The organism is Quadrisphaera setariae (genome assembly GCF_008041935.1).
GTDB lineage: Bacteria > Actinomycetota > Actinomycetes > Actinomycetales > Quadrisphaeraceae > Quadrisphaera > Quadrisphaera setariae.
Map to the genome: position 1 here is coordinate 14,537 of NZ_VKAC01000018.1, position 21,432 is coordinate 35,968.

Annotated in this window: 16 protein-coding genes; 10 read left to right on the top strand and 6 right to left on the bottom strand. The window is 73.7% G+C overall.

All coding sequences use genetic code 11. The features are described 5' to 3' along the window. Positions 1-18 precede the first annotated feature (18 nt). A complete protein-coding gene (locus FMM08_RS21445) occupies positions 19-1,212 on the top strand; it encodes a Gfo/Idh/MocA family protein (RefSeq protein WP_147928393.1) in 1,194 nt (397 codons plus the stop codon). A 30-nt stretch (positions 1,213-1,242) separates the two neighbouring features. Here the strand turns inward: FMM08_RS21445 and FMM08_RS21450 are convergent, their stop codons facing one another. Next, entirely contained in the window at positions 1,243-2,310 is a 1,068-nt protein-coding gene (locus FMM08_RS21450) for a LacI family DNA-binding transcriptional regulator (RefSeq protein WP_147928394.1), read from the bottom strand. A gap of 421 nt (positions 2,311-2,731) precedes the next feature. Here FMM08_RS21450 and FMM08_RS21455 point away from each other — a divergent pair, with 421 nt between their 5' ends. From FMM08_RS21455 to FMM08_RS21485, 7 genes are all read left to right on the top strand, one after another. Beyond that, on the top strand, positions 2,732-4,039 hold the full coding sequence (locus FMM08_RS21455; protein ID WP_147928428.1) for an extracellular solute-binding protein: 1,308 nt from the start codon (positions 2,732-2,734) through the stop codon (positions 4,037-4,039). Between the two features lie 102 nt (positions 4,040-4,141). Then, entirely contained in the window at positions 4,142-5,521 is a 1,380-nt protein-coding gene (locus tag FMM08_RS21460) for an extracellular solute-binding protein (protein ID WP_147928395.1), read from the top strand. A gap of 50 nt (positions 5,522-5,571) precedes the next feature. Beyond that, on the top strand, positions 5,572-6,516 hold the full coding sequence (locus FMM08_RS21465; RefSeq protein WP_147928396.1) for a carbohydrate ABC transporter permease: 945 nt from the start codon (positions 5,572-5,574) through the stop codon (positions 6,514-6,516). Positions 6,517-6,655: 139 nt separating this feature from the next. Next, complete coding sequence (locus FMM08_RS21470) at positions 6,656-7,453, top strand: carbohydrate ABC transporter permease (RefSeq protein ID WP_147928429.1); 798 nt, start codon at positions 6,656-6,658, stop codon at positions 7,451-7,453. A gap of 10 nt (positions 7,454-7,463) precedes the next feature. Beyond that, positions 7,464-8,204: a ThuA domain-containing protein gene (locus FMM08_RS21475; protein WP_147928397.1), complete on the top strand. Its 741-nt coding sequence runs from the start codon at positions 7,464-7,466 to the stop codon at positions 8,202-8,204. Further along, positions 8,201-9,340, top strand: a complete 1,140-nt coding sequence (locus FMM08_RS21480; RefSeq protein WP_147928398.1) for a Gfo/Idh/MocA family protein — start codon at positions 8,201-8,203, stop codon at positions 9,338-9,340. The genes FMM08_RS21475 and FMM08_RS21480 overlap by 4 nt, the downstream gene beginning before the upstream one ends. 45 nt (positions 9,341-9,385) lie before the next feature. Continuing rightward, on the top strand, positions 9,386-11,764 hold the full coding sequence (locus FMM08_RS21485) for a beta-xylosidase/alpha-l-arabinosidase (protein WP_147928399.1): 2,379 nt from the start codon (positions 9,386-9,388) through the stop codon (positions 11,762-11,764). A 69-nt stretch (positions 11,765-11,833) separates the two neighbouring features. Here the strand turns inward: FMM08_RS21485 and FMM08_RS21490 are convergent, their stop codons facing one another. Next, the gene (locus tag FMM08_RS21490; RefSeq protein ID WP_147928400.1) at positions 11,834-13,330 is read right to left on the bottom strand and encodes a S1C family serine protease; all 1,497 of its coding nucleotides are present in this window, start codon (positions 13,328-13,330) and stop codon (positions 11,834-11,836) included. A 103-nt stretch (positions 13,331-13,433) separates the two neighbouring features. Then, positions 13,434-15,320, bottom strand: coding sequence for a thiamine pyrophosphate-requiring protein (locus FMM08_RS21495; RefSeq protein ID WP_147928401.1), 1,887 nt, complete (start codon positions 15,318-15,320; stop codon positions 13,434-13,436). Positions 15,321-15,502: 182 nt separating this feature from the next. Between FMM08_RS21495 and FMM08_RS24255 the strand changes: the two genes are divergently transcribed. Beyond that, on the top strand, positions 15,503-15,997 hold the full coding sequence (locus FMM08_RS24255; protein WP_222711061.1) for a TFIIB-type zinc ribbon-containing protein: 495 nt from the start codon (positions 15,503-15,505) through the stop codon (positions 15,995-15,997). Between the two features lie 26 nt (positions 15,998-16,023). Here the strand turns inward: FMM08_RS24255 and FMM08_RS21505 are convergent, their stop codons facing one another. From FMM08_RS21505 to FMM08_RS21515, 3 genes are all read right to left on the bottom strand, one after another. Next, positions 16,024-17,685: a DNA repair helicase XPB gene (locus FMM08_RS21505; protein WP_147928402.1), complete on the bottom strand. Its 1,662-nt coding sequence runs from the start codon at positions 17,683-17,685 to the stop codon at positions 16,024-16,026. 52 nt (positions 17,686-17,737) lie between these two features. Further along, positions 17,738-18,352: a hypothetical protein gene (locus FMM08_RS21510; RefSeq protein ID WP_147928403.1), complete on the bottom strand. Its 615-nt coding sequence runs from the start codon at positions 18,350-18,352 to the stop codon at positions 17,738-17,740. A gap of 139 nt (positions 18,353-18,491) precedes the next feature. Continuing rightward, positions 18,492-20,879, bottom strand: coding sequence for a helicase-associated domain-containing protein (locus tag FMM08_RS21515; RefSeq protein WP_147928404.1), 2,388 nt, complete (start codon positions 20,877-20,879; stop codon positions 18,492-18,494). Between the two features lie 154 nt (positions 20,880-21,033). Between FMM08_RS21515 and FMM08_RS21520 the strand changes: the two genes are divergently transcribed. Beyond that, positions 21,034-21,417, top strand: a complete 384-nt coding sequence (locus tag FMM08_RS21520; RefSeq protein WP_147928405.1) for a cold-shock protein — start codon at positions 21,034-21,036, stop codon at positions 21,415-21,417. Positions 21,418-21,432 lie beyond the last annotated feature (15 nt).

Consider the following 21,432-nt stretch of genomic DNA (forward strand, 5'->3'; position numbering starts at 1 on the left):
GAGGAGGAGCGGAGACTGATGACGACGAGCACCGGTGGGCAGCAGCTGCGGGTGGCGATGGTCGGGCACGGCTTCATGGGGGCCGCCCACAGCCAGGCGTGGCGGGTGGCGCCGCACTTCTTCGACCTGCCGCTGGAGGTCCGCCGCTCCGTGGTGGTCGGCCGTGACGCCGGCCGCGCCGCGGCCGCCGCGGCGAAGTTCGGCTGGGAGAGCTCGGCCACGGACTGGCGCGAGGTCATCGCCCGCGACGACGTCGACCTGGTCGACGTGGTGGCGCCCGGCGACGCCCACGCCGAGGTGGCCATCGCCGCCCTCGAGGCCGGCAAGCACGTGCTGTGCGAGAAGCCCCTCGGCAACACCCTCGCCGAGGCCGAGGCCATGAACGCCGCGGCCGAGAAGGCCGCGGCGTCCGGCGCGAAGGCCATGGTCGGGTTCAGCTACCGCCGCGTGCCGGCCGTCGCGTTCGCCCGCCAGCTGGTGGCCGAGGGCGCCGTGGGCCAGGTGCGCCAGGTCCGCGCCTCCTACCTGCAGGACTGGCTGTCCGACGCCAGCGCGCCGATGACGTGGCGCCTGGACAAGGAGCTCGCCGGGTCCGGCGCGCTGGGCGACATCGGCGCCCACGCCATCGACCTCGTGCAGCACGTCCTCGGCACGCAGATCGCTCAGGTCAGCGGTCTCATGCACACCTTCGTCACCGAGCGGCCGCTGTCCGGCGGCCGCGGCCTGTCGGCCAGCTCGGCCGGCGGCGCTGGCGACGAGGTCGGGAAGGTCACCGTGGACGACGCCGCGATGGCCATGGCCCGCACCACCGAGGGCGCCCTGGTGTCGCTGGAGGCCTCGCGCTTCGCCACGGGGCGCAAGAACGGCCTGCACCTGGAGGTCTACGGCTCCGACGGCGCCATCGTCTTCGACCTCGAGGACATGAACGTGCTCGACGTGTACGACGCCCGCGAGGGCGCGGACCGCCAGGGGTTCAAGCGCGTCCTCGTCACCGAGCCGGAGCACCCGTGGATGGCCGGGTGGTGGCCGGCGGGCCACATCATCGGCTACGAGCACACCTTCACCCACCAGGTGGTCGACCTGGTCGGCGACATCGCCGCCGGGCGCCAGCCCACGCCCTCCTTCGCCGAGGGCCTGCAGGTGCAGCGCGTCCTCGACGCCCTCGAGCGCAGCGCCGGCGAGGGCAGCGCCTGGACGCCGACCTCGGCGTGAGCTCCGAGTGAGCTCAGCGCTCCCCCGCGCTCAGGCCGAGCGCGGGGGAGCGGTGCTCTCGCGCAGCACCAGCCGGGTGGCCAGCTGCAGGTGGGGAGCCGCCGAGTCCGTGCGCGGCCGGGGGGCGACGCCGTCGCGCCGGGCCCTGACCTCCTCGAGCACCATCCGCACGCTCTCCGCGGCCATCTCGCCGAGCGGCTGGCGCACCGTGGTGAGCGGCGGGGACATGTACTGGCACATCGAGACGTCGTCGAAGCCGACCACGGAGAGGTCCTCCGGCACGCGCAGCCCGCGGCGGCGCGCCTCCTGGTAGACGCCGCTGGCCATGAGGTCCGAGCCGGCGAAGATCGCGGTCGGCGGGTCGTGGCGGTCCAGCAGGGCGGTCGCCGCGCGCTGACCGCCGACCGCGGTGAAGTCGCCCTGCTCCACGAGGGTCTCGTCCGTCGGCACGCCGGCGCGCGCCATCGCCGCCCGGTAGCCCTCGAGGCGCTCCTGGCTGCACAGGAGGAACGGCACCCCCGTGATGGTGGCGATGCGCCGGTGCCCGAGGGAGAGCAGGTGCTCGGTGGCCGTCACGCCACCGGCGAAGTTCGTGGCGCCCACCGTGGGCAGCGAGGGGTCGGAGCTGCCCGCCGGGTCGAGCAGGACGACGGGCGCGCCGAGGCTGGCGACGTCCTCGGCGCTGCCGCCGCCGAAGCGGTTGATGACCAGGACGACGCCGGACGGCCGGCGGGCGCGCAGCGCGCCGAGCCACGACCTGTCGCCGCCGTCGTGGTCGTGGGCGGCGTTGACCACCAGGCCGGCGCCCGCCCGCGAGGCGCCGTCCTCGGCTCCTGCGAGGACCTCCAGGGCGTAGGCGCTGGCGAGGTCGGTGATGACCAGCTCGACGAGCATGGCGTCGAGCCGCTGCTCGCGCTGGCGGCGGCGGGGGCGGTAACCGGTGCTGGCGATGACGCCGCTGACGAGGTCGCGGGTGTCGGGGGCCACGTCGCCCCGGCCGTTGAGGACCTTGGAGACGGTGGGGACCGACACGCCGGCCTGCCGCGCGACGTCGGCGATGGTGATCCGGGCCTCGGCCCTGCCGGTGGCGCTGCTCATGCCCACTCCCGTCGTGGGTAGGTGTGTCGGCGGATGCTATCCGAAACTTTCGACGTTCCGGAAGGGAGTTCTTGGCGCCCCGGAGACGATCTCTGGTCACGGAGAGCAGTGGATCGGTCTACCAGCGTGCGACCAGGAGCGGCACCCTCCGTCGATCACCGCGTCGATCGGCGAGCTGATCAGCGCGTCTTCGCATGTGACGGAATCGTGACCTCCGGAACACCTGTCAGGTGGTCGGAATCGCTTGACGCCCCCGGCAGAGCCTCCTACTGTCCACCAGGCAAGCGCAACGGTCGGAAAGTTTCGACCGCTGCGGCTGACCACCACTGGTGCGCCGCGCCGATGCGGCCCGAACGACGGAGTTCACGTGGACGCTTCTTCGACGACCGGCAGCGGCACCTCGCGCCGCGGGTTCCTCGCCATGCTGGCCATGGCCCCCCTCGCGGGTGCGGCGCTGTCGGCCTGCGGCACCTCCGGCCCGAGCGGCTCGGGCGGCGGCGGCGGTGACGGCAAGGCCTCGATGTGGTACCTGTCCGGCCAGCCCAACGAGAAGATCAAGGGCGACAACATCGCCACCTGGAACAAGGCGAACCCGGACGACACCATCGCCATCACGTACTTCCAGAACGACGCCTACAAGACCAAGATCAAGACCGCCATCGGCGCCGGTCAGGCCCCCACGATCATCTACAGCTGGGGTGGCGGCACCCTCGCCAGCTACGCGGCGGCCAGCCAGGTGGCCGACCTCACCGACTGGTTCGGCCAGAACCCCGACGTGAAGAACAGCGTGCTGGCCTCGACCTACCAGGCCGCCACGGTGGACGGGAAGATCTACGCCTACCCCAACGAGAACGCCGCGCTGATCATCTTCTACTACAACAAGAAGCTGTTCGACCAGGTCGGCGCCCAGCCCCCCACCACGTACGCCGAGCTGCAGGCCCTGGTGGAGAAGTTCAAGGGCGCGGGCATCGCCCCCATCGCCCTGGCCGGCCAGTCGCGCTGGACCTCGATGATGTGGCTGGAGTACTTCTTCGACCGCATCGGCGGCCCCGAGGTCTTCCAGGCCATCTTCGACGGCACCGCGAACGCGTGGTCCAACCCCGACGCCGTCAAGGCGCTCCAGGCCACGCAGGACCTGGTCAAGTCCGGCGGGTTCATCAAGGGCTTCGAGTCCATCACCGCTGACAGCAACGCCGACCAGGCCCTGCTGTACACGGACAAGGCCGCGATGATGCTCCACGGCTCGTGGGTCTACTCCGGCATCAAGAACGACGCCGCAGACTTCGTCTCCGCCGGCAACCTCGGCTGGTTCGCCTTCCCCGCCATCGAGGGCGGCAAGGGTGACGTCAAGAACGTCGCGGGCAACCCGGCGCAGTACATGTCGATCTCCTCCAAGGCCTCCCAGGAGCAGCAGGACATCGCCAAGAAGTACTTCGCCGACAAGGAGAACGGCATCTTCTGCGAGGCGGTCATCGACGCCTACATCGAGTCCGGCCAGGTCTGCGTCGCGGCCGGCATCGAGGACAAGATCGCCCAGTCCAAGGACAAGGACTTCCTGGGCTTCTGCTACGACGCGATCAAGAACGCGCCGAGCTTCGTGCAGTCCTGGGACCAGGCCCTCTCCCCGACCCAGGCCGAGGCGCTGCTGTCGAACATCGACCAGCTCTTCAGCCTGTCGATCACCCCCGAGCAGTTCGCCCAGAACATGGACGCCACGATCGGCAAGTGATCACGCAGTGACTCCGCGCCGGGGGGCGGTCGACATGACGGAAGCCCCCCGGCGCGCCGCGGCGCAGAGCGCGCCGCACCTCACCGAGGAGGACCGACAGCCATGAGCAGCAGCACCCGCTCGCAGGCCCTGACCTCAACCACCACCGGGACGGTCCGCGCGACCTCGCGGCGGCAGTTCCTCAGCATGATCGCGCTGGCCCCCGTCGCCGGGTCGGCCCTCGCGGCGTGCGGCACCTCCGGGCCGGGGAGCGCCGGCTCCGGCGCGGACGCGGTGGCCACCGAGTGGTACCTGTCCGGCGAGCCGTCGGAGAGCATCACCACCGACGCCGTCAACGCCTTCAACGAGGCCAACCCCGACCAGGCCATCGGGCTGACGTTCTTCCAGAACGACGCGTACAAGACGAAGATCAAGACGGCGATCGGCGCCGGCCAGGCGCCGACGATCATCTACGGCTGGGGCGGCGGCACGCTCGGCAGCTACGTCCAGGCCGGACAGGTCGACGACCTCACGGGCTGGTTCGACCAGAACGTCGCCGTGCGCGACCGGCTCTTCCCCTCGAGCTTCGGCCCGGCCACGGTCGACGGGAAGCTCTACGCGCTGCCCAACGAGACGGTCACGCCGATCGTCATGTACTACAACGACGAGCTCTTCGAGAAGGTCGGCGCCAGCAAGCCCACCACCTGGGACGAGCTGGTGGCCCTCGTGCCCGTCTTTCGCGAGGCGGGCGTCGCCCCGCTGAGCCTGGGCGGCCAGTCCCGCTGGACGTCGATGATGTGGCTCGAGTACCTGTTCGACCGCATCGGCGGCGACCAGGTCTTCGCCGACATCGCCGCCGCGAAGCCCGACGCGTGGAACACCCCCGCCGCGCTGGACGCGCTGACCAAGGTCCAGGACCTCGTGCGCGCCGGCGGCTTCGTCGACGGGTTTGAGTCCGTCACGGCCGACAGCAACGCCGACCAGGCGCTGCTGTACACGGGCCGCGCGGCGATGATGCTCCACGGCGCCTGGTGCTACGGCGCCATGAAGAACGACGCCGCCGACTTCGTGACCGGCGGGAAGCTCAGCTTCGGCCCCTTCCCGACCGTGACCGGCGGCGCGGGCGACCCGAGCAACGCCGTGGGCAACCCCGGCCAGTACATGTCGGTCTTCTCGCAGGCGAGCCAGGAGGCCAAGGACGCCGCCCTGGCGTTCTTCGCCGACGGGATCATGACCGACGACGTCATCCAGGCCTACATCGACAACGGCCAGGTGCCCATCGTCACCGGCATCGAGGACAAGCTCGCGGCCAGCGACGACGCGGAGTGGCTCGACTTCGTCTACCAGCTCGCGTCGAAGGCGGCCGTCTTCACGCAGTCGTGGGACCAGGCCCTCAGCCCCTCCACGGCGGAGGCGCTGCTCACCAACATCGAGCAGCTCTTCGCCCTGTCCATTGACCCGCAGGCGTTCATCACCACCATGAACGCCACGCTCGGCCAGTGACGTCACGCCCCAGCACCGCCTGACCCGACCCCCAGGAGAGGACAGCACCCATGAGCGTCTCAGCGACGACGACGCGCGCGCCCGCGAGATCGGCGAGACCAGCCGGCACGAGCGAGCACAAGAGCGTCAAGACCGGATCCGTCGCGTGGATGGCGCTGCCCGCGCTGCTGTTCTTCCTCTTCTTCGGGGGCGTGCCGCTCGTCGGTGTCGTCCTGCTGAGCTTCACCCAGTGGGACGGCATCGGCGCGATCAGCTGGCTCGGCATCGGCAACTGGACCTCGGTGCTGGCCGACCCGGTGATGTGGAAGGCCATGGGCCTGACCTTCGGCATCATGATCTTCAGCTGGCTGGTGCAGACCCCGCTGGCGCTGCTGCTGGGGGTCTTCACCGCCGGCACGCAGCGCTACCGCGCGTTCCTGGCGGTGCTCTACTTCCTGCCGCTGCTCATGAGCGCCGCGGCCATCTCCATCGCCTACAAGGCGCTGCTGGACCCCAACTTCGGGCTGGCCGCCAGCCTCGGCATCCCGATCCTGGTGCAGAACTGGCTGGGCAGCCCCACGCTGGTGCTGTTCGTGGTCATCTTCGTGCTGAGCTGGATGTACGTGCCGTTCCACTCCCTGATCTACCAAGGCGGGGTGCGGCAGATCCCCAAGACGATGTACGAGGCGGCCAGCATCGACGGCGCCGGCACGGTGCGGCAGTTCTTCTCCATCACCCTGCCGCAGCTGAAGTACACGATCATCACCTCCTCCACCCTCATGGTGGTGGGCTCGATGACCTCCTTCGACCTCATCTTCGTCCTGACCGGCGGTGGCCCCGGTGACGCCACCCGCGTGCTGGCGCTGGACATGTACCTGCGCGGCTTCCGCGCCAACCAGATGGGCCCGGCGAGCGTGATCGCCGTCCTGATCGTGCTCATCGGCCTGGCCCTCGCGCAGCTCCTGCAGCGCGTCGGTGGCAAGGACAAGTCGAGCAGCCAGATGGAAGGCATGTGACGTGACGGACATCAGCGCCGGCTCCGCGCCGACCCCCGCCCTGTCGGGGGACCCCAGCACCACGCCCACCGCGCCGAAGGGCTCGGGCGCCGGGGTGGGCCAGCCCCGCCGCGGTCAGCGGGCCAGCCGCCCCAACTGGATGGCCGGGATCTTCGGCTGGGGGTGGCTGGCGATCATCATCGTGCCGATCTACTGGATCGTCATCACCAGCCTCAAGCCCTCCAGCGAGTACTTCACCACCAACCCGCTGCTGCCCTCGACGTCGCCGACGTTGAGCGCCTACCAGCTGGTGCTGGAGAACGACTTCGCCATGTACTTCCTCAACAGCGCCATCGTGACGCTGGGCACGGTGATCCCGGCGGTGCTCATCTCCTTCATGGCGGCGTTCGCCATCGTGCGCGGCTCGGGGCGCTTCCTGCGCTACACCAACGCCTTCCTGCTCATGGGCCTGGCGATCCCGCTGCAGGCGACGATCATCCCGGTGTACCTGATGATCATCCGGTTGTCGCTGTACGACTCCCTGACCGCGCTGATCCTGCCCAGCATCGCCTTCTCCATCCCGCTGGCGGTGCTGGTGCTGTCCAACTTCATCCGCGACGTGCCGAACGAGCTGTTCGAGTCGATGCGCCTGGACGGGACCAGTGAGTGGGGCACCGCGTGGCGCCTGGCGTTCCCGCTGGTGCGCCCGGCCGTCGCGACGGTGTCGATCTACACCGGTCTGCAGGTGTGGAACGGCTTCCTGCTGCCGCTGGTCCTGACCCAGAGCCCGGACCTGCGGGTGCTGCCGCTGGCGCTGTGGACCTTCCAGGGCCAGTACTCCGTCAACGTCCCCGCCGTCCTGGCGGCGGTCGTCCTGTCGACGCTGCCGATCCTGGCCTTCTACATCGTGGGCCGTCGTCAGCTGGTGTCCGGCCTCACCGCCGGCTTCGGAAAGTGAGCACCACCCCTTGACCTCCTCCTCAGGCGCCAAGCGCGCCCTCGTCACCCGCGGCGGCTGGGACGGGCACCAGCCCGTCGAGGCCACCGAGCTGTTCATCCCGTTCCTGCGCGAGGCCGGCTTCGACGTCCGCGTGGAGGAGGGGCCGTCGGCGTACGCCGAGGCGGACTACATGGCAGGCCTCGACCTTGTGGTGCAGAGCATCACGATGTCGACGATCGAGCCCGACGCCCTGAAGGGGCTCATGGCTGCCGTCGCCGCCGGCACCGGCTTCGCGGGCTGGCACGGCGGGATCGCCGACTCCTTCCGCAACAGCTCGGACTACCTGCAGCTGGTGGGCGGTCAGTTCGCCACGCACGCGGCGCTGCACCCCCCGCACGAGCGCAAGGGCGAGATGGACGACAACTACGTCCCGCACCGCGTCGAGCTGACGTCGGCCGGGCGGGAGCACCCGATCACCTCGGTGCTGGACGACTTCGACCTCGTCACCGAGCAGTACTGGATCCTCTCGGACGACCTCAACGACGTCCTGGCCACCACGACCACGGACACCCGCGACTGGGAGCCGTGGCACCGCCCCGTCACCTGCCCCGCGGTGTGGACCCGCTCGTGGGGCGAGGGCCGCGTCTTCGTGGCGACGCCCGGCCACCGGGTGGACGTCCTCGAGGACCCGAACGTCCGCACGCTCGTGGAGCGGGGCCTGCTGTGGGCGGGCCGCTCCCTCGAGACGACCTCGGAGGAGACCCGATGAGCAAGCCCCTGCGCGTCGGCGTCGTCGGCGCCGGCAAGATCAGCGAGCAGTACAGCCTCAACCTCGCCCGGCTGCCCCAGCTCGCGCTGACGGCCGTCGCCGACCTCGACACGGCGAGGGCGGAGGCGCTGGCCAGCGCCCACGAGGGCGCCCGCGCCCTGCCGCTCCAGCAGCTCCTGGAGGCCGACGACGTCGACGTCGTCCTCAACCTCACCATCCCCGCGGCCCACGCCGAGGTGGCGCTGGCCGCGATCGCCGCGGGCAAGCACGTCTACGGCGAGAAGCCCCTGGCCGCGACGACCGCCGAGGGGCGGGCCGTCCTCGAGGCGGCCGCCGCCGCCGGCGTGCGCGTCGGCTGCGCCCCCGACACGGTGCTCGGCACCGGGGTGCAGACGGCGCGCGCCGCCGTCGAGGCCGGGCTCATCGGCACCCCGCACGCCGCCACCGCCACGTTCGTGGCGCCCGGGCACGAGCTGTGGCACCCCTCGCCGGAGTTCTACTACGCGCCCGGCGGCGGCCCGCTGCTCGACATGGGCCCGTACTACATGACCTCCCTGGTGCACCTGCTCGGCCCGGTGTCGCGCGTGACCGGGCTGGCGTCGGCGCCGCGCTCGAGCCGGACGGTGGCCACCGGTCCCAAGGCCGGGCTGGAGTTCGAGGTGACGACGCCGAGCCACGTCACGGGGCTGCTGCAGCACCGCGACGGGGCGCTGACCACCGTGGTGATGAGCTTCGACGTGTGGGGCTCGCGGGCGCCGCGCCTCGAGGTCCACGGGCCGAAGGGCTCGCTGTCGGTGCCGGACCCCAACTACTTCGAGGGCTCCGTGGAGCTGTGCAGCCCCGACGTCGCCGGGCTCGACCAGTGGGGCCGCGCCCAGTGGAAGGAGCTCGAGCCGAGCGCCGGGTACGCCGGCGCCGGCCGCGGCGAGGGCCTCGCCGACCTCGCCCTGGGGCTGGGGTCGGGCACGGCGCACCGCGCCTCGGGGGAGGTGGCGCTGCACGTGCTCGACGTCATGGAGCAGGTGCTCGCCTCCGCGGCCTCCGGTGGCGCTCCGGTGGAGGTCACCTCCACGTGCGAGCGTCCCGAGCCCGTCGCCGGGCTCGTCGACCTGACGGCGCAGACCGCCTCCGCCTGATCCCCCGCCCTCCGTGATCACGGACGGAGAGACTGGAGCGAGACCATGAGCACCGACCTCCCCGCACGCCCCGTCCAGCGCGGCGCGGCCGACGTCGACCCGTCGACGCCGCTGAGCCCCGAGCGCGCAGCCCGCGTCGAAGAGCTCGTCGCCTCCATGACGCCTGCGGAGAAGCTCTACCAGCTCGTGGGTCTGTGGGAGGGCCGCGGCGGCACGGGTGAGGGCGGCGACGTCGCCCCCATGGCGGACGCCATGCAGGGCGACGCCCCCGACTCCCTCGAGGGGTACGCGCTGCACGGCCTCGGGCAGCTCACGCGCGTCTTCGGCACCACGCCCGTCGACGCCGTCGAGGGCGCCCGCGGGCTCGTGGCCAAGCAGCGCTGGCTGGTCGAGCGCTCCCGCCACGGCGTCCCGGCGCTCGTCCACGAGGAGTGCCTCACCGGCCTCGCGGCCTGGGGCGCCACCACGTTCCCGGCACCCCTCAGCTGGGGGGCCAGCTTCGACGAAGATCTCGTGGAGCAGGTAGGAGCCGCCATCGGCGACTCCATGCGCTCCCTCGGCGTCCACCAGGGTCTGGCGCCGGTCCTCGACGTGGTCCGCGACGCGCGCTGGGGGCGCGTCGAGGAGTGCATCAGCGAGGACCCCCACCTGGTGGGCGAGGTGGCGACGGCGTACGTGCGGGGGGTCCAGTCCGCCGGCGTCGTCGCCACCCTCAAGCACTTCGTCGGGTACTCCAACAGCCGTGCCGGCCGCAACCTCGCCCCCGTGCACGCCGGGCCGCGCGAGCTGGCCGACGTGCTGCTCGTGCCCTTCGAGATGGCCGTGCTCGACGGTCGCGTCGGCTCGGTGATGAACAGCTACGCCGAGGTCGACGGCGTGCCGGTGGCCGCTGACGCCTCGCTGCTCACGGAGCTGCTGCGCGAGCGGTGGGGCTTCGGGGGCACCGTCGTGGCGGACTACTTCTCCGTGGCGTTCCTGCAGACGCTGCACGGGGTGGCCGCTGACGTCGCCGACGCCGGCGCGCAGGCGCTCGAGGCCGGCATCGACGTGGAGCTGCCCACCGGGGTCGCGTACCTGGCGCTCACCGAGGCCGTCGAGTCCGGGGCACTGTCCCTGGACCTGGTCGACCGGGCGCTGCGGCGCGTGCTGGTGCAGAAGGCGGCCCTCGGGCTGCTGGACCCCGACTACGACCCCTCCGTCGACCTCGGCGCGATCGACCTCGACCCGCCCGCCCACCGCGACCTCGCGCGGCGCCTGGCGGAGGAGTCCGTGGTCCTGCTGTCGAACGACGGCTCGCTGCCCCTGGGCGGGGGGACGACGACGGCGAGGCGCATCGCGGTGGTCGGGCCCAACGCCGACGACCCGTCCGCGCTGTTCGGGTGCTACTCCTTCGCCAACCACGTGCTCGCGCAGCACCCCGGCACGCCGATGCGGCTCACGGTGCCGCCGGTGCTCGACGCGCTGCGGTCCGAGCTGGAGGGGGCGGAGCTGGTGCACGCCCGCGGCTGTGACGTCGACACCGACGACACCTCCGGCTTCCGTGCCGCTGTGGAGGCGGCGCGCGGCGCGGACGCCGTCGTCGTCGTCCTCGGAGACCGGGCGGGGCTGTTCGGCCGCGGGACGAGCGGGGAGGGCTGCGACGCGGAGTCCCTCGACCTGCCGGGCGTGCAGCAGCAGCTGCTCGACGCGGTGCTCGACGGTGTGGACCCCGGGACGCCGGTGGTGCTCGTGCTGCTCACCGGGCGGCCGTACGCGGTGGCCAGCGCCCTGCAGCGGTGCTCGGCCGTGGTGCAGGCGTTCTTCCCCGGCCAGGAGGGCGCCGGCGCGATCGCCGGGGTGCTGTCGGGGAGGGTCAACCCCTCGGGGCACCTGCCCGTGACGCTGCCGCGCTCCGTCGGGGCGCAGCCGTACTCCTACCTGCACCCGATCCTCGGTGGCGCGTCCTCGGTGTCGAACATCGCCACCGAGCCGGTGCTGCCCTTCGGGCACGGCCTCAGCTACACGACCTTCGAGCGCTCCGACCTGCAGGTGGAGTCCGCCGAGGTGCCCACCGGCGGGTCGCTCGTGGCGTCCGTGGTGGTGAGGAACACCGGCGAGCGGGCCGGCGCCGACGTCGTCCAGCTCTACGGGCACGACCCGGTCGCGTCCGTGACGCGCCCCGTGACGCAGCTGCTGGCGCACGCCCGGGTCGAGCTCGAGCCGGGGGAGTCGGTGCGCGTGCTCTTCGACGTGCCCACTCGCCGCCTGGCGCTGACGGACCGCCGCGGAGCGCGCGTGGTGGAGCCGGGCGCGGTGCAGCTGCGCGTGGGCCCGGACGCCGAGCACGTGGAGCTCACCGCCGACGTCGAGCTGGTCGGCGACGCCCACCCGGTGACGACGGCGGACCGCCGGACGGTGCTGGTGGAGCGCGAGCCGCTCGCCTGAGGACGCCGCTGGCGCCAGAGGCCCCCACCCCGCACGGGGTGGGGGCCTCTGGCGTCTGAGGGCCGCGCGTCAGCCGGCGTTGCCGCCGTCGGAGCCGAGCTTCACCTGGATGTCCTGCTGCTGCCCGTTGCGGACCACCTGCAGCGTCACGGTGTCGCCCGGTGCGCGGGAGCGGATCTGCGCGGTCAGCGACTCGGCGCTGGTCACCGGGGTGCCGTCGACGGCGGTGATCGCGTCGCCCTTCTGGATGTCCGCGGCTGCGGCGGCGCCACCGGGGGCGACCTCCGCCACGACCGCGGCCTGGCGGGTGGTGCCGTTCGCCGTCGCGGTCCCGCTCTCGCTGGTCATGGTGACCCCGAGCCGGGCGTGCTCGGCCTTGCCGTTCTGGACCAGCTCGGTCGCGACGCGCTTCACCTCGTTGCCGGGGATGGCGAAGCCGAGGCCGATGCTGCCGGCCTGGCCGGACCCGTCGGAGGTGGAGGCGATGGAGGAGTTCACCCCGATGACCTGACCGCTCGCGTCGACCAGCGGGCCTCCGGAGTTGCCCGGGTTGATGGCGGCGTCCGTCTGCAGCGCGTTGGTCACCACGGTGGTGTCCGGCTGCTGCTGCTGGTTGAAGCCGAACGGGTCGGGCTGGGACTGCTGCGACTCGCTGGCCTGCGTGGTCACCGGTCGGTCGGTGGCGGAGATGATGCCCGTGGTCACCGTGTCCTGCAGGCCCAGCGGGTTGCCGATGGCCATGACGTTCTGGCCGACGACCACCTTGCTGGAGTCGCCGAAGGTGGCGGGCGTGAGGTTGCTCGGCGGGTTCTGGATCTGGATGACGGCCAGGTCCGTCGACGGGTCGGTGCCGGTGATCTTGCCCTGGTAGATGGTGCCGTCGGACAGGATGATCCGGATCTGCCCGTCAGCCCCCGCAGCGGTCGCCACGTGGTTGTTCGTGACCACGTGACCCTCCTCGTCGAGGATGATCCCGGTGCCCTCGCCGCCGGTCTGCCCGTTGGAGACCTGGATGGTCACCACGCTGGGCTCCACCTTCTGGGCCACCTGGCTCCAGTTGACGGCCTGGTCGAGCGGCACCGCCTGCGCGGCGGAACCGCCGTTGTCGGCCGTACCGCCACCGGAGCCGCCGATCGAGCTGGAGGCCGACGCGGGGGCAGCGGTCTGGTCGCTGAGGCGCGCGGCGCCGAACGCGCCGCCGCCGGCGATCAGCGCGGCGATCGCGGCGATCGCCACCACGCCGCCCCACCCGGGCCCGCGGCGGTGCCCGGCGCCCGTCCCGGTGCCGGAGCCGCTCCCACCGCTCGGGTCGCTGGAGGGAGTGCCGTACCAGGCGGTGTGGTCGCCCGAGCTGTGGCCGCCGAACTGGTGGCCGCCCTGCGCGTGCTGGCCGGTCTTGTCGTCCTGCCAGGCGGGCTGGGGGGCGGTCGGGGCGGAGCGGTACGGGTCGCGCGTCGGCTGCGGCCCGGTCTGCCCGCTGCCCACCCACCCCTCGCCGGGCGGTGCCCAGGACGGCGTCTGGCCGTTCGGAGTCCCGGAACCGGCGGACTGGGTGTCGTGGCTCATGGTCATCTCTCCGTCAGGAGTGGGTGTGGCGGTACGCGTAGGAGACAACAGGAACGGGCTGCACGCACCGTGGACGCTACCTGGGAGGCTCCTGGATGCGGAGTCAGTCCTCCGACCGGCCGCCGGTGCGGTGCCTCACCGCCGACAGCACGGGAGCGACCACCTGCCGCAGCCCCTGCCTGACCAGGCCGGGCACCTCCTCGCCACCGTGCAGCGCGCTCCGCAGCCCGCTCTTCACCGTCTGCAGCGCCTGCTCGGTCGACACGTGCGGCGGGATGATCGGCGTGGCCGGGTCGACCACGGCGTCGATGACGAACGGCCGGTCCGCCGCCATCGCCGCCGCCCACGCGGCGTCGACGTCCTCCGGGCGCTCCACGCGGGTGCCGGCCAGCCCCAGCAGCTGCGCCCACTGCGCGTAGGGCACGTCGGGCAGCGACTGCGAGGCGGGGTCGGGCACCTCGCCCAGCTCGGCGCGCACCTCCCACGTCTCGAAGCTGAGGTCGCGGTTGTTGAGGACGAGGACCGCCAGGCGCGGGTCCTCCCAGGTCTTCCACTCCTTCGCGACGGTGATGAGCTCGTTGACGCCGTTCATCTGCATCGCGCCGTCGCCCACCAGCGCGATGACCGGCCGGTGCGGGTGGGCGGTCTTCGCAGCCAGGGCGTACGGCAGCGCGCCGCCCATGCTCAGCAGCAGGCCCGAGAGCGACCCGAGCTGGCCCGGGCGCAGGTCGACGTCGCGGGCGTACCAGGCGGTGGCCGTCCCGCAGTCGACGGCGAGCAGCGCGTCGTCGGGCAGGTGCGCCTGCAGCCCGCGCACCACGGCCTCCGGGTTCACCGGGTCTGCGGTAGCGGCGCAGCGGGCCTCGCGCACCGCGTCGTCGTCCTCCTTCCAGGTCGCGATGCGCTCGCGCCAGGCGGTGTCCCCCCGGGGGTGCAGCAGCGGCAGCAGGGCGGCGAGGGTCTCGGCGGCGTCCCCGACGAGGTTCACCTCGGTGGGCGTGCGCAGGCCGCACCTGGCGCCGTCCAGGTCGACCTGCACGCTGCGCGCCTGGCCCGGCGGCGGGTAGTACTCGCCGTACGGCATGGACGAGCCGACCACGAGCAGCGTGTCGCAGTGCTGCATGAGCTCGTAGGACGCGCGGGTGCCGAGCAGGCCGATGGCGCCCGTGACCCACGGCAGGCGGTCGTCGAGGACGTGCTTGCCCAGCAGCGCCTTGGCCACCCCGGCGCCGAGGGCGTCGGCGACGGCGGTGAGCTCCGCGGTGGCGCCGGCCGCGCCCACCCCGGCGAGCACCGCCACCCGCTCGCCCGCGTTGAGGACGGCGGCGGCCTCGCGCAGCGCCGCGGCCGGCGGGGCGCCCGGGTCGGTGCTGGGCACGCTGGAGGTGTGGCTGTAGCCGTGGGCGACCGGGGTCTCGAGCACAGCGTCCTCGCTGCCCAGGTCGCTGGGCACGATGACCGCGCAGACCGTGCGGTGGGCCAGCGCGGTGCGGCAGGCCTGGTCGACGGCGTGGATGACCTGGTCGGCGGAGGAGAGCTGGATGACGTAGTCGGCGACGTCCTCGTAGAGGGCCGACGCGTCGACCTCCTGGTAGAAGCTCGTGCCCAGCGCCGGGGTGGCGCTCTGGCCGACCAGCGCGACCACCGGGACCCTGTCGAGCTTGGCGTCGTAGAGGCCGTTGAGCGCGTGGATCGCACCCGGGCCGCTGGTGACGACGCACGCGCCGATGGGGGAGCCTCCGTACTTGACGTCGGCGACGGCGGCGAAGGCGGCGGTCTCCTCGTGGCGGACCTGGACCAGCTGGGCGGCACCGGCGCGGCGGGCGCGGGAGATTCCCGCCATGACGCCGCCGACGCCGTCACCGGGGTAGCCGTAGTACCGGCGCACGCCCCAGCGGGCGAGGCGCTCCACCACGTGGTCGCCGACGGTCTTCGGCTCGGGGACGTCGGCCCACTGGCCGGTGCTCTGCTGCGGGCGGGTCTGCGTCACGGGTGGCCCCTACCCACGCGGCGCCGTCCCGATCACCCCCGTCCCTTCCGCACTTGCCACGGAAAGTGCGTCAAGGACGGCGCCAGAGGCGCGCTTGCCGCGGAAAGTGCGGAAGAAGGGGAAGGAAGCGGGGGACGACGACGGCGGGGAACGCCCCGGGGGCGGTGCCCGTTGACCGAGGCATGAGCACGCCGACGTCCCCGACGCTGACCTGCCCGAAGTGCCACGGCGCCATGCGCAGCTACGAGCGCAACGGCGTCACGATCGACCAGTGCACCGAGTGCCGCGGGATCTTCCTCGACCGCGGCGAGCTCGAGCGGCTCATCGTCCCCCGCAAGCGGGAGGTGCCCCCAGCCGAGGCCGCCTACTACGACGACCGGCCCTCGGCGCCCCAGCACCAGCAGCCGGCGCAGCCGTACGGGCAGCAGGCGCCCGGGTACTCGCAGCCCGCCTACGGGGCGGCCGCCGGCGCCTCGCACGACCCGCAGCAGCGCACCGGCTCCAGCGCGCACGGAGCCGCTGCGCCCCAGGGCTCCGGTTCCGGGCCAGACCTCGGCAAGCTCGCCAGCGAGGTGTTCCGCCAGGTCAGCGCTGCGCGCTCGTCATCGTCCTCGAGCTCCTCGTCGCCGTACGGCGGCAAGCGGAAGAAGTCGTTCCTCGACCAGCTGCTCGGCTGACGCGGCCCCGCCGCCGGCGCCTGGGGTCAGGCGCCGGCGGCGGTGGAGCCGGCGTGGGGGAGGTCGTCGGCGTCGACGATGGAGTACGCGTACCCCTGCTCCGCCAGGAACCGCTGGCGGTGCGCGGCGAAGTCGGCGTCGACCGTGTCGCGCGCCACGACCGTGTAGAAGCGCGCCGTGCGCCCGTCGGTCTTGGGGCGCAGCAGGCGGCCCAGGCGCTGGGCCTCCTCCTGGCGGGAGCCGAACGAGCCGGACACCTGCACCGCCAGCGACGCCTCCGGCAGGTCGATCGAGAAGTTCGCGACCTTGGAGACGACGAGCACGTGCAGCTCGCCGGAGCGGAACGCGTCGAACAGCCGCTGCCGCTCCGCCACCGTCGTCTCACCGGTGATGACGGGGGCGTCGAGGTGGTCGCCGATCTCCGCCAGCTGGTCGAGGTACTGCCCGATCACCAGCGTCTGCTCGCCCGGGTTGGACCGCACCAGCTGCTCCACCACCCGCGTCTTGGACGACGACGTGGCGCACAGCCGGTACTTCTCCTCCGGCTCCGCCGTCGCGTACGCCAGGCGCTCGCGGTCGGGGAGGGTGACGCGCACCTCGACGCAGTCGGCCGGGGCGATCCAGCCCTGCGCCTCGATGTCCTTCCACGGCGCGTCGAAGCGCTTGGGCCCGATGAGGGAGAACACCTCGCCCTCGCGGCCGTCCTCGCGCACCAGAGTGGCCGTCAGCCCCAGGCGGCGGCGCGCCTGCAGGTCCGCCGTCATCCGGAAGATCGGTGCGGGCAGCAGGTGCACCTCGTCGTAGACCACCAGGCCCCAGTCACGGGCGTCGAGCAGCTCGAGGTGCGGGTACACGCCCTTCCGCTTGGTGGTCAGCACCTGGTAGGTGGCGATGGTGACCGGCCGGACCTCCTTCTTGGAGCCCGTGTACTCGCCGATCTCGTCCTCGGTGAGGCTGGTGCGCTTCAGCAGCTCGCTGCGCCACTGCCGGGCGCTCACGGTGTTGGTGACGAGCACCAGCGTGGTCGCCTTCGCCTTGGCCATCGCCCCCGCGCCGACGATCGTCTTGCCCGCGCCGCAGGGCAGGACGACGACGCCGGAGCCGCCGTCCCAGAAGCCGTCGACGGCCTGCTGCTGGTACGGGCGGACCGCCCAGCCGTCCTCGTCCAGCTCGATGGGGTGCGCCTCGCCGTCGACGTACCCGGCGAGGTCCTCCGCCGGCCAGCCCAGCTTGAGCAGCACCTGCTTGAGGTTCCCGCGCTCGGAGGGGTGCACGAGCACCGACTCGCGGTCGAGGCGCTCACCGACCAGCGGGGCGACCTTCTTGGAGCGCAGCACCTCCTCGAGCACCGGCACGTCGGTGGTGTGGAGGACCAGCCGGTCGCCGTCCTTCTCCAGGCGGAGGCGGCCGTACCGGTCCATCGTCTCGGCGACGTCGACGAGCAGGGCGTGCGGCACCGGGTAGCGCGAGTGCTCGATGAGCGCGTCGACCACCTGCTCGGCGTCGTGGCCCGCGGCGCGCGCGTTCCACAGCCCGAGCGGGGTGATCCGGTAGGTGTGGACGTGCTCGGGGGCGCGCTCCAGCTCCGCGAACGGCGCGATGGCCTTGCGGGCGGTGGCGGAGGCCGGGTGGTCGACCTCGAGCAGGAGCGTCTTGTCGCTCTGGACGATGAGGGGGCCGTCGGTCACCGCAGGGTCAACTCCATCGCGGTCGCGCTGCTTCCCGCGCTGCTGACCGGTCTCACACCGACACCCCCGTGCCCGTGCCCGCGCCCGTGCCGCCGCCACCGCCGTAGGTGGCCAGGAGGACGGCGCCGACGACGACGAGCAGCCCCAGCACCACGGTCACGACGCCGAAGCTGATCCACCCGGTGCGCGTCGTCCGTCGAGCGCCCGCCGGGTCGCTGCCGCTGCGCGAGAGCGCCACCACGGACAGGACGCCGGGGAGGGCGTAGAGCAGTCCCACGACGGTCCAGAAGAGGGTGAGCACCAGCAGGCCGGACAGGACGACGAGCACGATCGCGCTGGTGGGCGCCTGGCCCCGCGGCGCCGCCGAGGCGGGCACGCCCGCGTAGCCGTAGCCCTGGGGCGCCTGGCCGTACCCGGGAGGCCCGTACCCGGGCGGCGGGTAGGCGGCGGGCGGCTGGCCGTACCCGGGTGCCTGGCCGTAGGTGGGCTGACCGCCGCCGTACGGGCCGTCGGACGCCGGGGGAGCGGGCTGCGGGGCCGGTGCGGGCTGCTGCGGGGGCCAGCTGGGCTGGGCCCACCCGCCGGTGTCACGCCCGGGCACCGACGGCTCGACCGGCTGCTCGCCCTCCGGCGAGTCCCACGAGGAGCGGTGGGGGTCCTGGGTCACGAGCGTCCTTCCCGAGGCAGAGCAGTCCTCCCACGGTAGTCGCGCGGACCGCGCCAGGCGTCTGCACCGATGGGGCGCCTCCTCCCTCCGGACGGCTCGCCCGACGGGGACCGACGGCCCCGGGCCTGACGCAGGACGTTCACGCCAGGGCGACACCGCTGATGCGGTGCACCGACATGGTCCGCACCTGGCCCGACTCGGCGTCCAGCGCGGTGACGAGGCCGCCGTCCACGGCCACCGGCGACAGCTGGCGCACCGTGAGGCGACCCGCGGCGTCCGACATGCCGACCCACACCGCCCGCCCGGCGCTCGCGGCGTCGCGCAGGGCCGCCAGGGCCGAGGCCGGGTCCGTGGCGGTCAGCTCCGGCGGCCCGCCCCGCCCGTCGGCCTCCGCCTCGGCGCGCCGCACCGCCTCGGTGTCGCCCGAGCGCAGGCCCGCCACCACGGCGTCGACCTGCCCGGGCCCGGGAGCGGGAGGGTCTCCGGTGACGGGGCGCGGCACCTGGCGCGGCGGCGTCCGCCGGGCGCTGGGCGCGCGGAGGACGACGTCGCCGTCGCCGCCCTCCACCGCGGGGGCCAGGCCCATGGCGCGCAGCACCTCCAGCACGGTGGCGGGGTCGGCCTGGGCCGCCGCGACCGTCGGCGCGAGACGCCGCAGCCGCAGCGGCGCGGCGGCCCGGGCGGTGAGCACCTCGGCGAGGGCGGCCTCGTCGTCGCTGCGCAGGTAGGAGGAGGCCACGCCCACCCGCAGCCGCCCGTGGCGCCGGGCGACGTCGCGCACGAGCACCTCCAGCGCCTGCGGCACGGGCGTCGCGGAGGCGCGGCGCAGGAACGCGAGGACGTCCTCGGCGGAGCGCCCGACGTCCATCGCGCGCCGCACCGACGACGGCGTGAACCGGTAGACGGTGGCGCCGCCGCGGGAGTCGACGTCGGCCACGAGCCCCAGCTCCAGCGCGACCTCCCGCACGAGCGGTCCGGGGGCCACGGCGGTGAGGTCGGCCTGCAGCAGCACCTGCTCGACGGGCTCGGGCAGGTGCTCGGCGAGGACGCCGGCCGGGTCCGTCTCCAGCAGCGCCCGGCCGTGCGCGGCCAGCGCGCCGAGCCCCAGCACGCCCAGCCACGCGCCCTCGCGCAGCGCCCACGCGACGAGCCGCGGCGCCAGCGCCCCGGAGCGTCGTGGTGCCAGCCAGCGCACCCGCTCCAGCAGCGCGGCCTCGCTGGCGCCGGTGCCGGGCTCGAGGGTGGCGAGCGCCTCGAGCACCATCCGGCGCACGGGCGCGGCGGAGGTGCGGTCGAGGTCGTCCGAGAGCGCGGTGCGGGCGGTCCCGCGCGCGTCCTTCTCGCCCACCAGCCCCGGCACGCGGGACGTGCGCAGCCACGCGAGGGCCAGCTCCGCCCACCGCTGCGGCACCCCCAGCGCCAGCCAGTCGTCGGAGGCGGGGGTGGGCGCCCACGCGGCGTCGGCCTCGCCGTCGTCGCCGACCAGGCCGGCGGCGCGGGCGAGCTCGGCCCAGAACGCGGCCTGCTCGCCGTCCACCTCCAGCCGGTCGCCCAGGCGCTTGAGTTCGCGCACGCCCAGGCCGCCGGCCCGCAGCACCGGCGGCGGGGCGGCGCTCCAGGTGGTGAGCAGCGACTCCACCAGCCGCACCGCCTCCGCGGCCTGCCCGGCGGCGGCGCCGTCCACGAGCGAGGGCCGCCGCGCGGCGCTGGTCGAGGACGAAGACGCGGTCAGCGGCGGGGGCTCGTCCTCCAGGCCCGCGAGCACCGCCCCGCCGCGCAGCGCGACGGCCACCTCCCGCGGCAGCACCACGTGGCCGGGGCCCGCGGCGGCGAGCAGGCCGCGGGCGAGCAGCCACTCCAGGGGCGAGGTCGCGTCCGCCGTGCGCACGGCCCGGTCGGCGCCGGCCACCGCCCCGGTCGGCGGGCCCCAGGTCAGCCTGTCGAGCAGGTCGCGGGAGGCCGGCGGGGCGCCGTCGAGGACGTCGCGCAGGCGCTCGGGGTCGGACAGCAGGGCCGCGACGGCGTCGAGGTCGGCCACCGGGTCCCCGGCGCTCGGCAGGCCCAGGTCCTCCGCGAGCTCGCGGACCCGGGCGGGGGAGCGGGTGCCCAGCGCCTCGCGCAGGGTGGCGCCCAGCCCGGCCGGGGTGGGACCGAGCAGGTCGGCAGCGGTGCGCACCGGGCGCAGCGCGGCGTCGGGCCCCCACACCAGGGCCAGCGCCTGCAGGCGGCGCAGGTGGGGCAGCACCCGCGCGCGCGGCGCCCCGCACGCCCGGACCAGCGCGGGCAGCGCCACCACCTCGGACGCGGAGCCCACGAGCGCCACGAGCGCCTCGAGCACCTGCAGCTGCGGGGTGGTGAGCCTGTCGACGGCGCGCTGGGTGCTCACGCGCGTGCTCGCCCGCGCGGCGAGCGAGGCGGTGTCACCGGGGACCGGGGCGGCGAGGTCGGGGCGGCTCACCAGGAGGTCGGCGAGCGCGTCGTCGTCGCGGGAGCGCAGGTCATCGGCCAGGGAGCGGGGGGCCGGCACCGGGACACCGTACGCGCCGGGAAGGCGCGGACGCGGAACCGCGTTGACCCGTCCCGGTAGGCTTGCAGCCCTGGCCGCAGCGGCGCGGGAAGCGAGCAGACCGCCGGTCGCTCACCAGCTCCACCCACCGACACGAGAGTCCTGAGGTCCCACCGTGCCCACTGGCAAGGTCAAGTGGTTCGACGCCGAGCGCGGCTTCGGCTTCCTCGCCACCGACGACGGCGAGGAGGTGTTCCTGCACGCCTCCGCGCTGCCCTCCGGCACCGCCACCGTCAAGCAGGGCGCCCGCCTGGAGTTCGGCGTGGCGGACGGCCGCAGGGGCAAGCAGGCGCTGTCGGTGAAGCTCCTCGAGCCCGCGCACTCCGTGGTCGCCGCGCAGCGCAAGCCCGCCGAGGACATGGTCGGGATCGTCGAGGACCTCATCAAGGTGCTCGAGGGCCTGTCCGGCCAGCTGCGCCGCGGCCGCTACCCCGACCGCGCCAGCACCGGCAAGGTCGCCGCGGTGCTGCGCAAGGTCGCCGACGACCTCGACGCCTGACCGACCCCCCGACCG

What these genes read in the sequence shown, in the direction of transcription:
- FMM08_RS21460 (WP_147928395.1), top strand. Translation starts at nt 4,142, where the DNA reads ATGAGCAGCAGCACCCGCTCGCAGGCCCTGACCTCAACCACCACCGGG.
- FMM08_RS21485 (WP_147928399.1), top strand. Translation starts at nt 9,386, where the DNA reads ATGAGCACCGACCTCCCCGCACGCCCCGTCCAGCGCGGCGCGGCCGAC.
- FMM08_RS21450 (WP_147928394.1), bottom strand. Translation starts at nt 2,310, where the DNA reads ATGAGCAGCGCCACCGGCAGGGCCGAGGCCCGGATCACCATCGCCGAC.
- FMM08_RS21480 (WP_147928398.1), top strand. Translation starts at nt 8,201, where the DNA reads ATGAGCAAGCCCCTGCGCGTCGGCGTCGTCGGCGCCGGCAAGATCAGC.
- FMM08_RS21465 (WP_147928396.1), top strand. Translation starts at nt 5,572, where the DNA reads ATGAGCGTCTCAGCGACGACGACGCGCGCGCCCGCGAGATCGGCGAGA.
- FMM08_RS24255 (WP_222711061.1), top strand. Translation starts at nt 15,503, where the DNA reads ATGAGCACGCCGACGTCCCCGACGCTGACCTGCCCGAAGTGCCACGGC.
- FMM08_RS21445 (WP_147928393.1), top strand. Translation starts at nt 19, where the DNA reads ATGACGACGAGCACCGGTGGGCAGCAGCTGCGGGTGGCGATGGTCGGG.
- FMM08_RS21455 (WP_147928428.1), top strand. Translation starts at nt 2,732, where the DNA reads ATGCTGGCCATGGCCCCCCTCGCGGGTGCGGCGCTGTCGGCCTGCGGC.
- FMM08_RS21470 (WP_147928429.1), top strand. Translation starts at nt 6,656, where the DNA reads ATGGCCGGGATCTTCGGCTGGGGGTGGCTGGCGATCATCATCGTGCCG.
- FMM08_RS21490 (WP_147928400.1), bottom strand. Translation starts at nt 13,330, where the DNA reads ATGAGCCACGACACCCAGTCCGCCGGTTCCGGGACTCCGAACGGCCAG.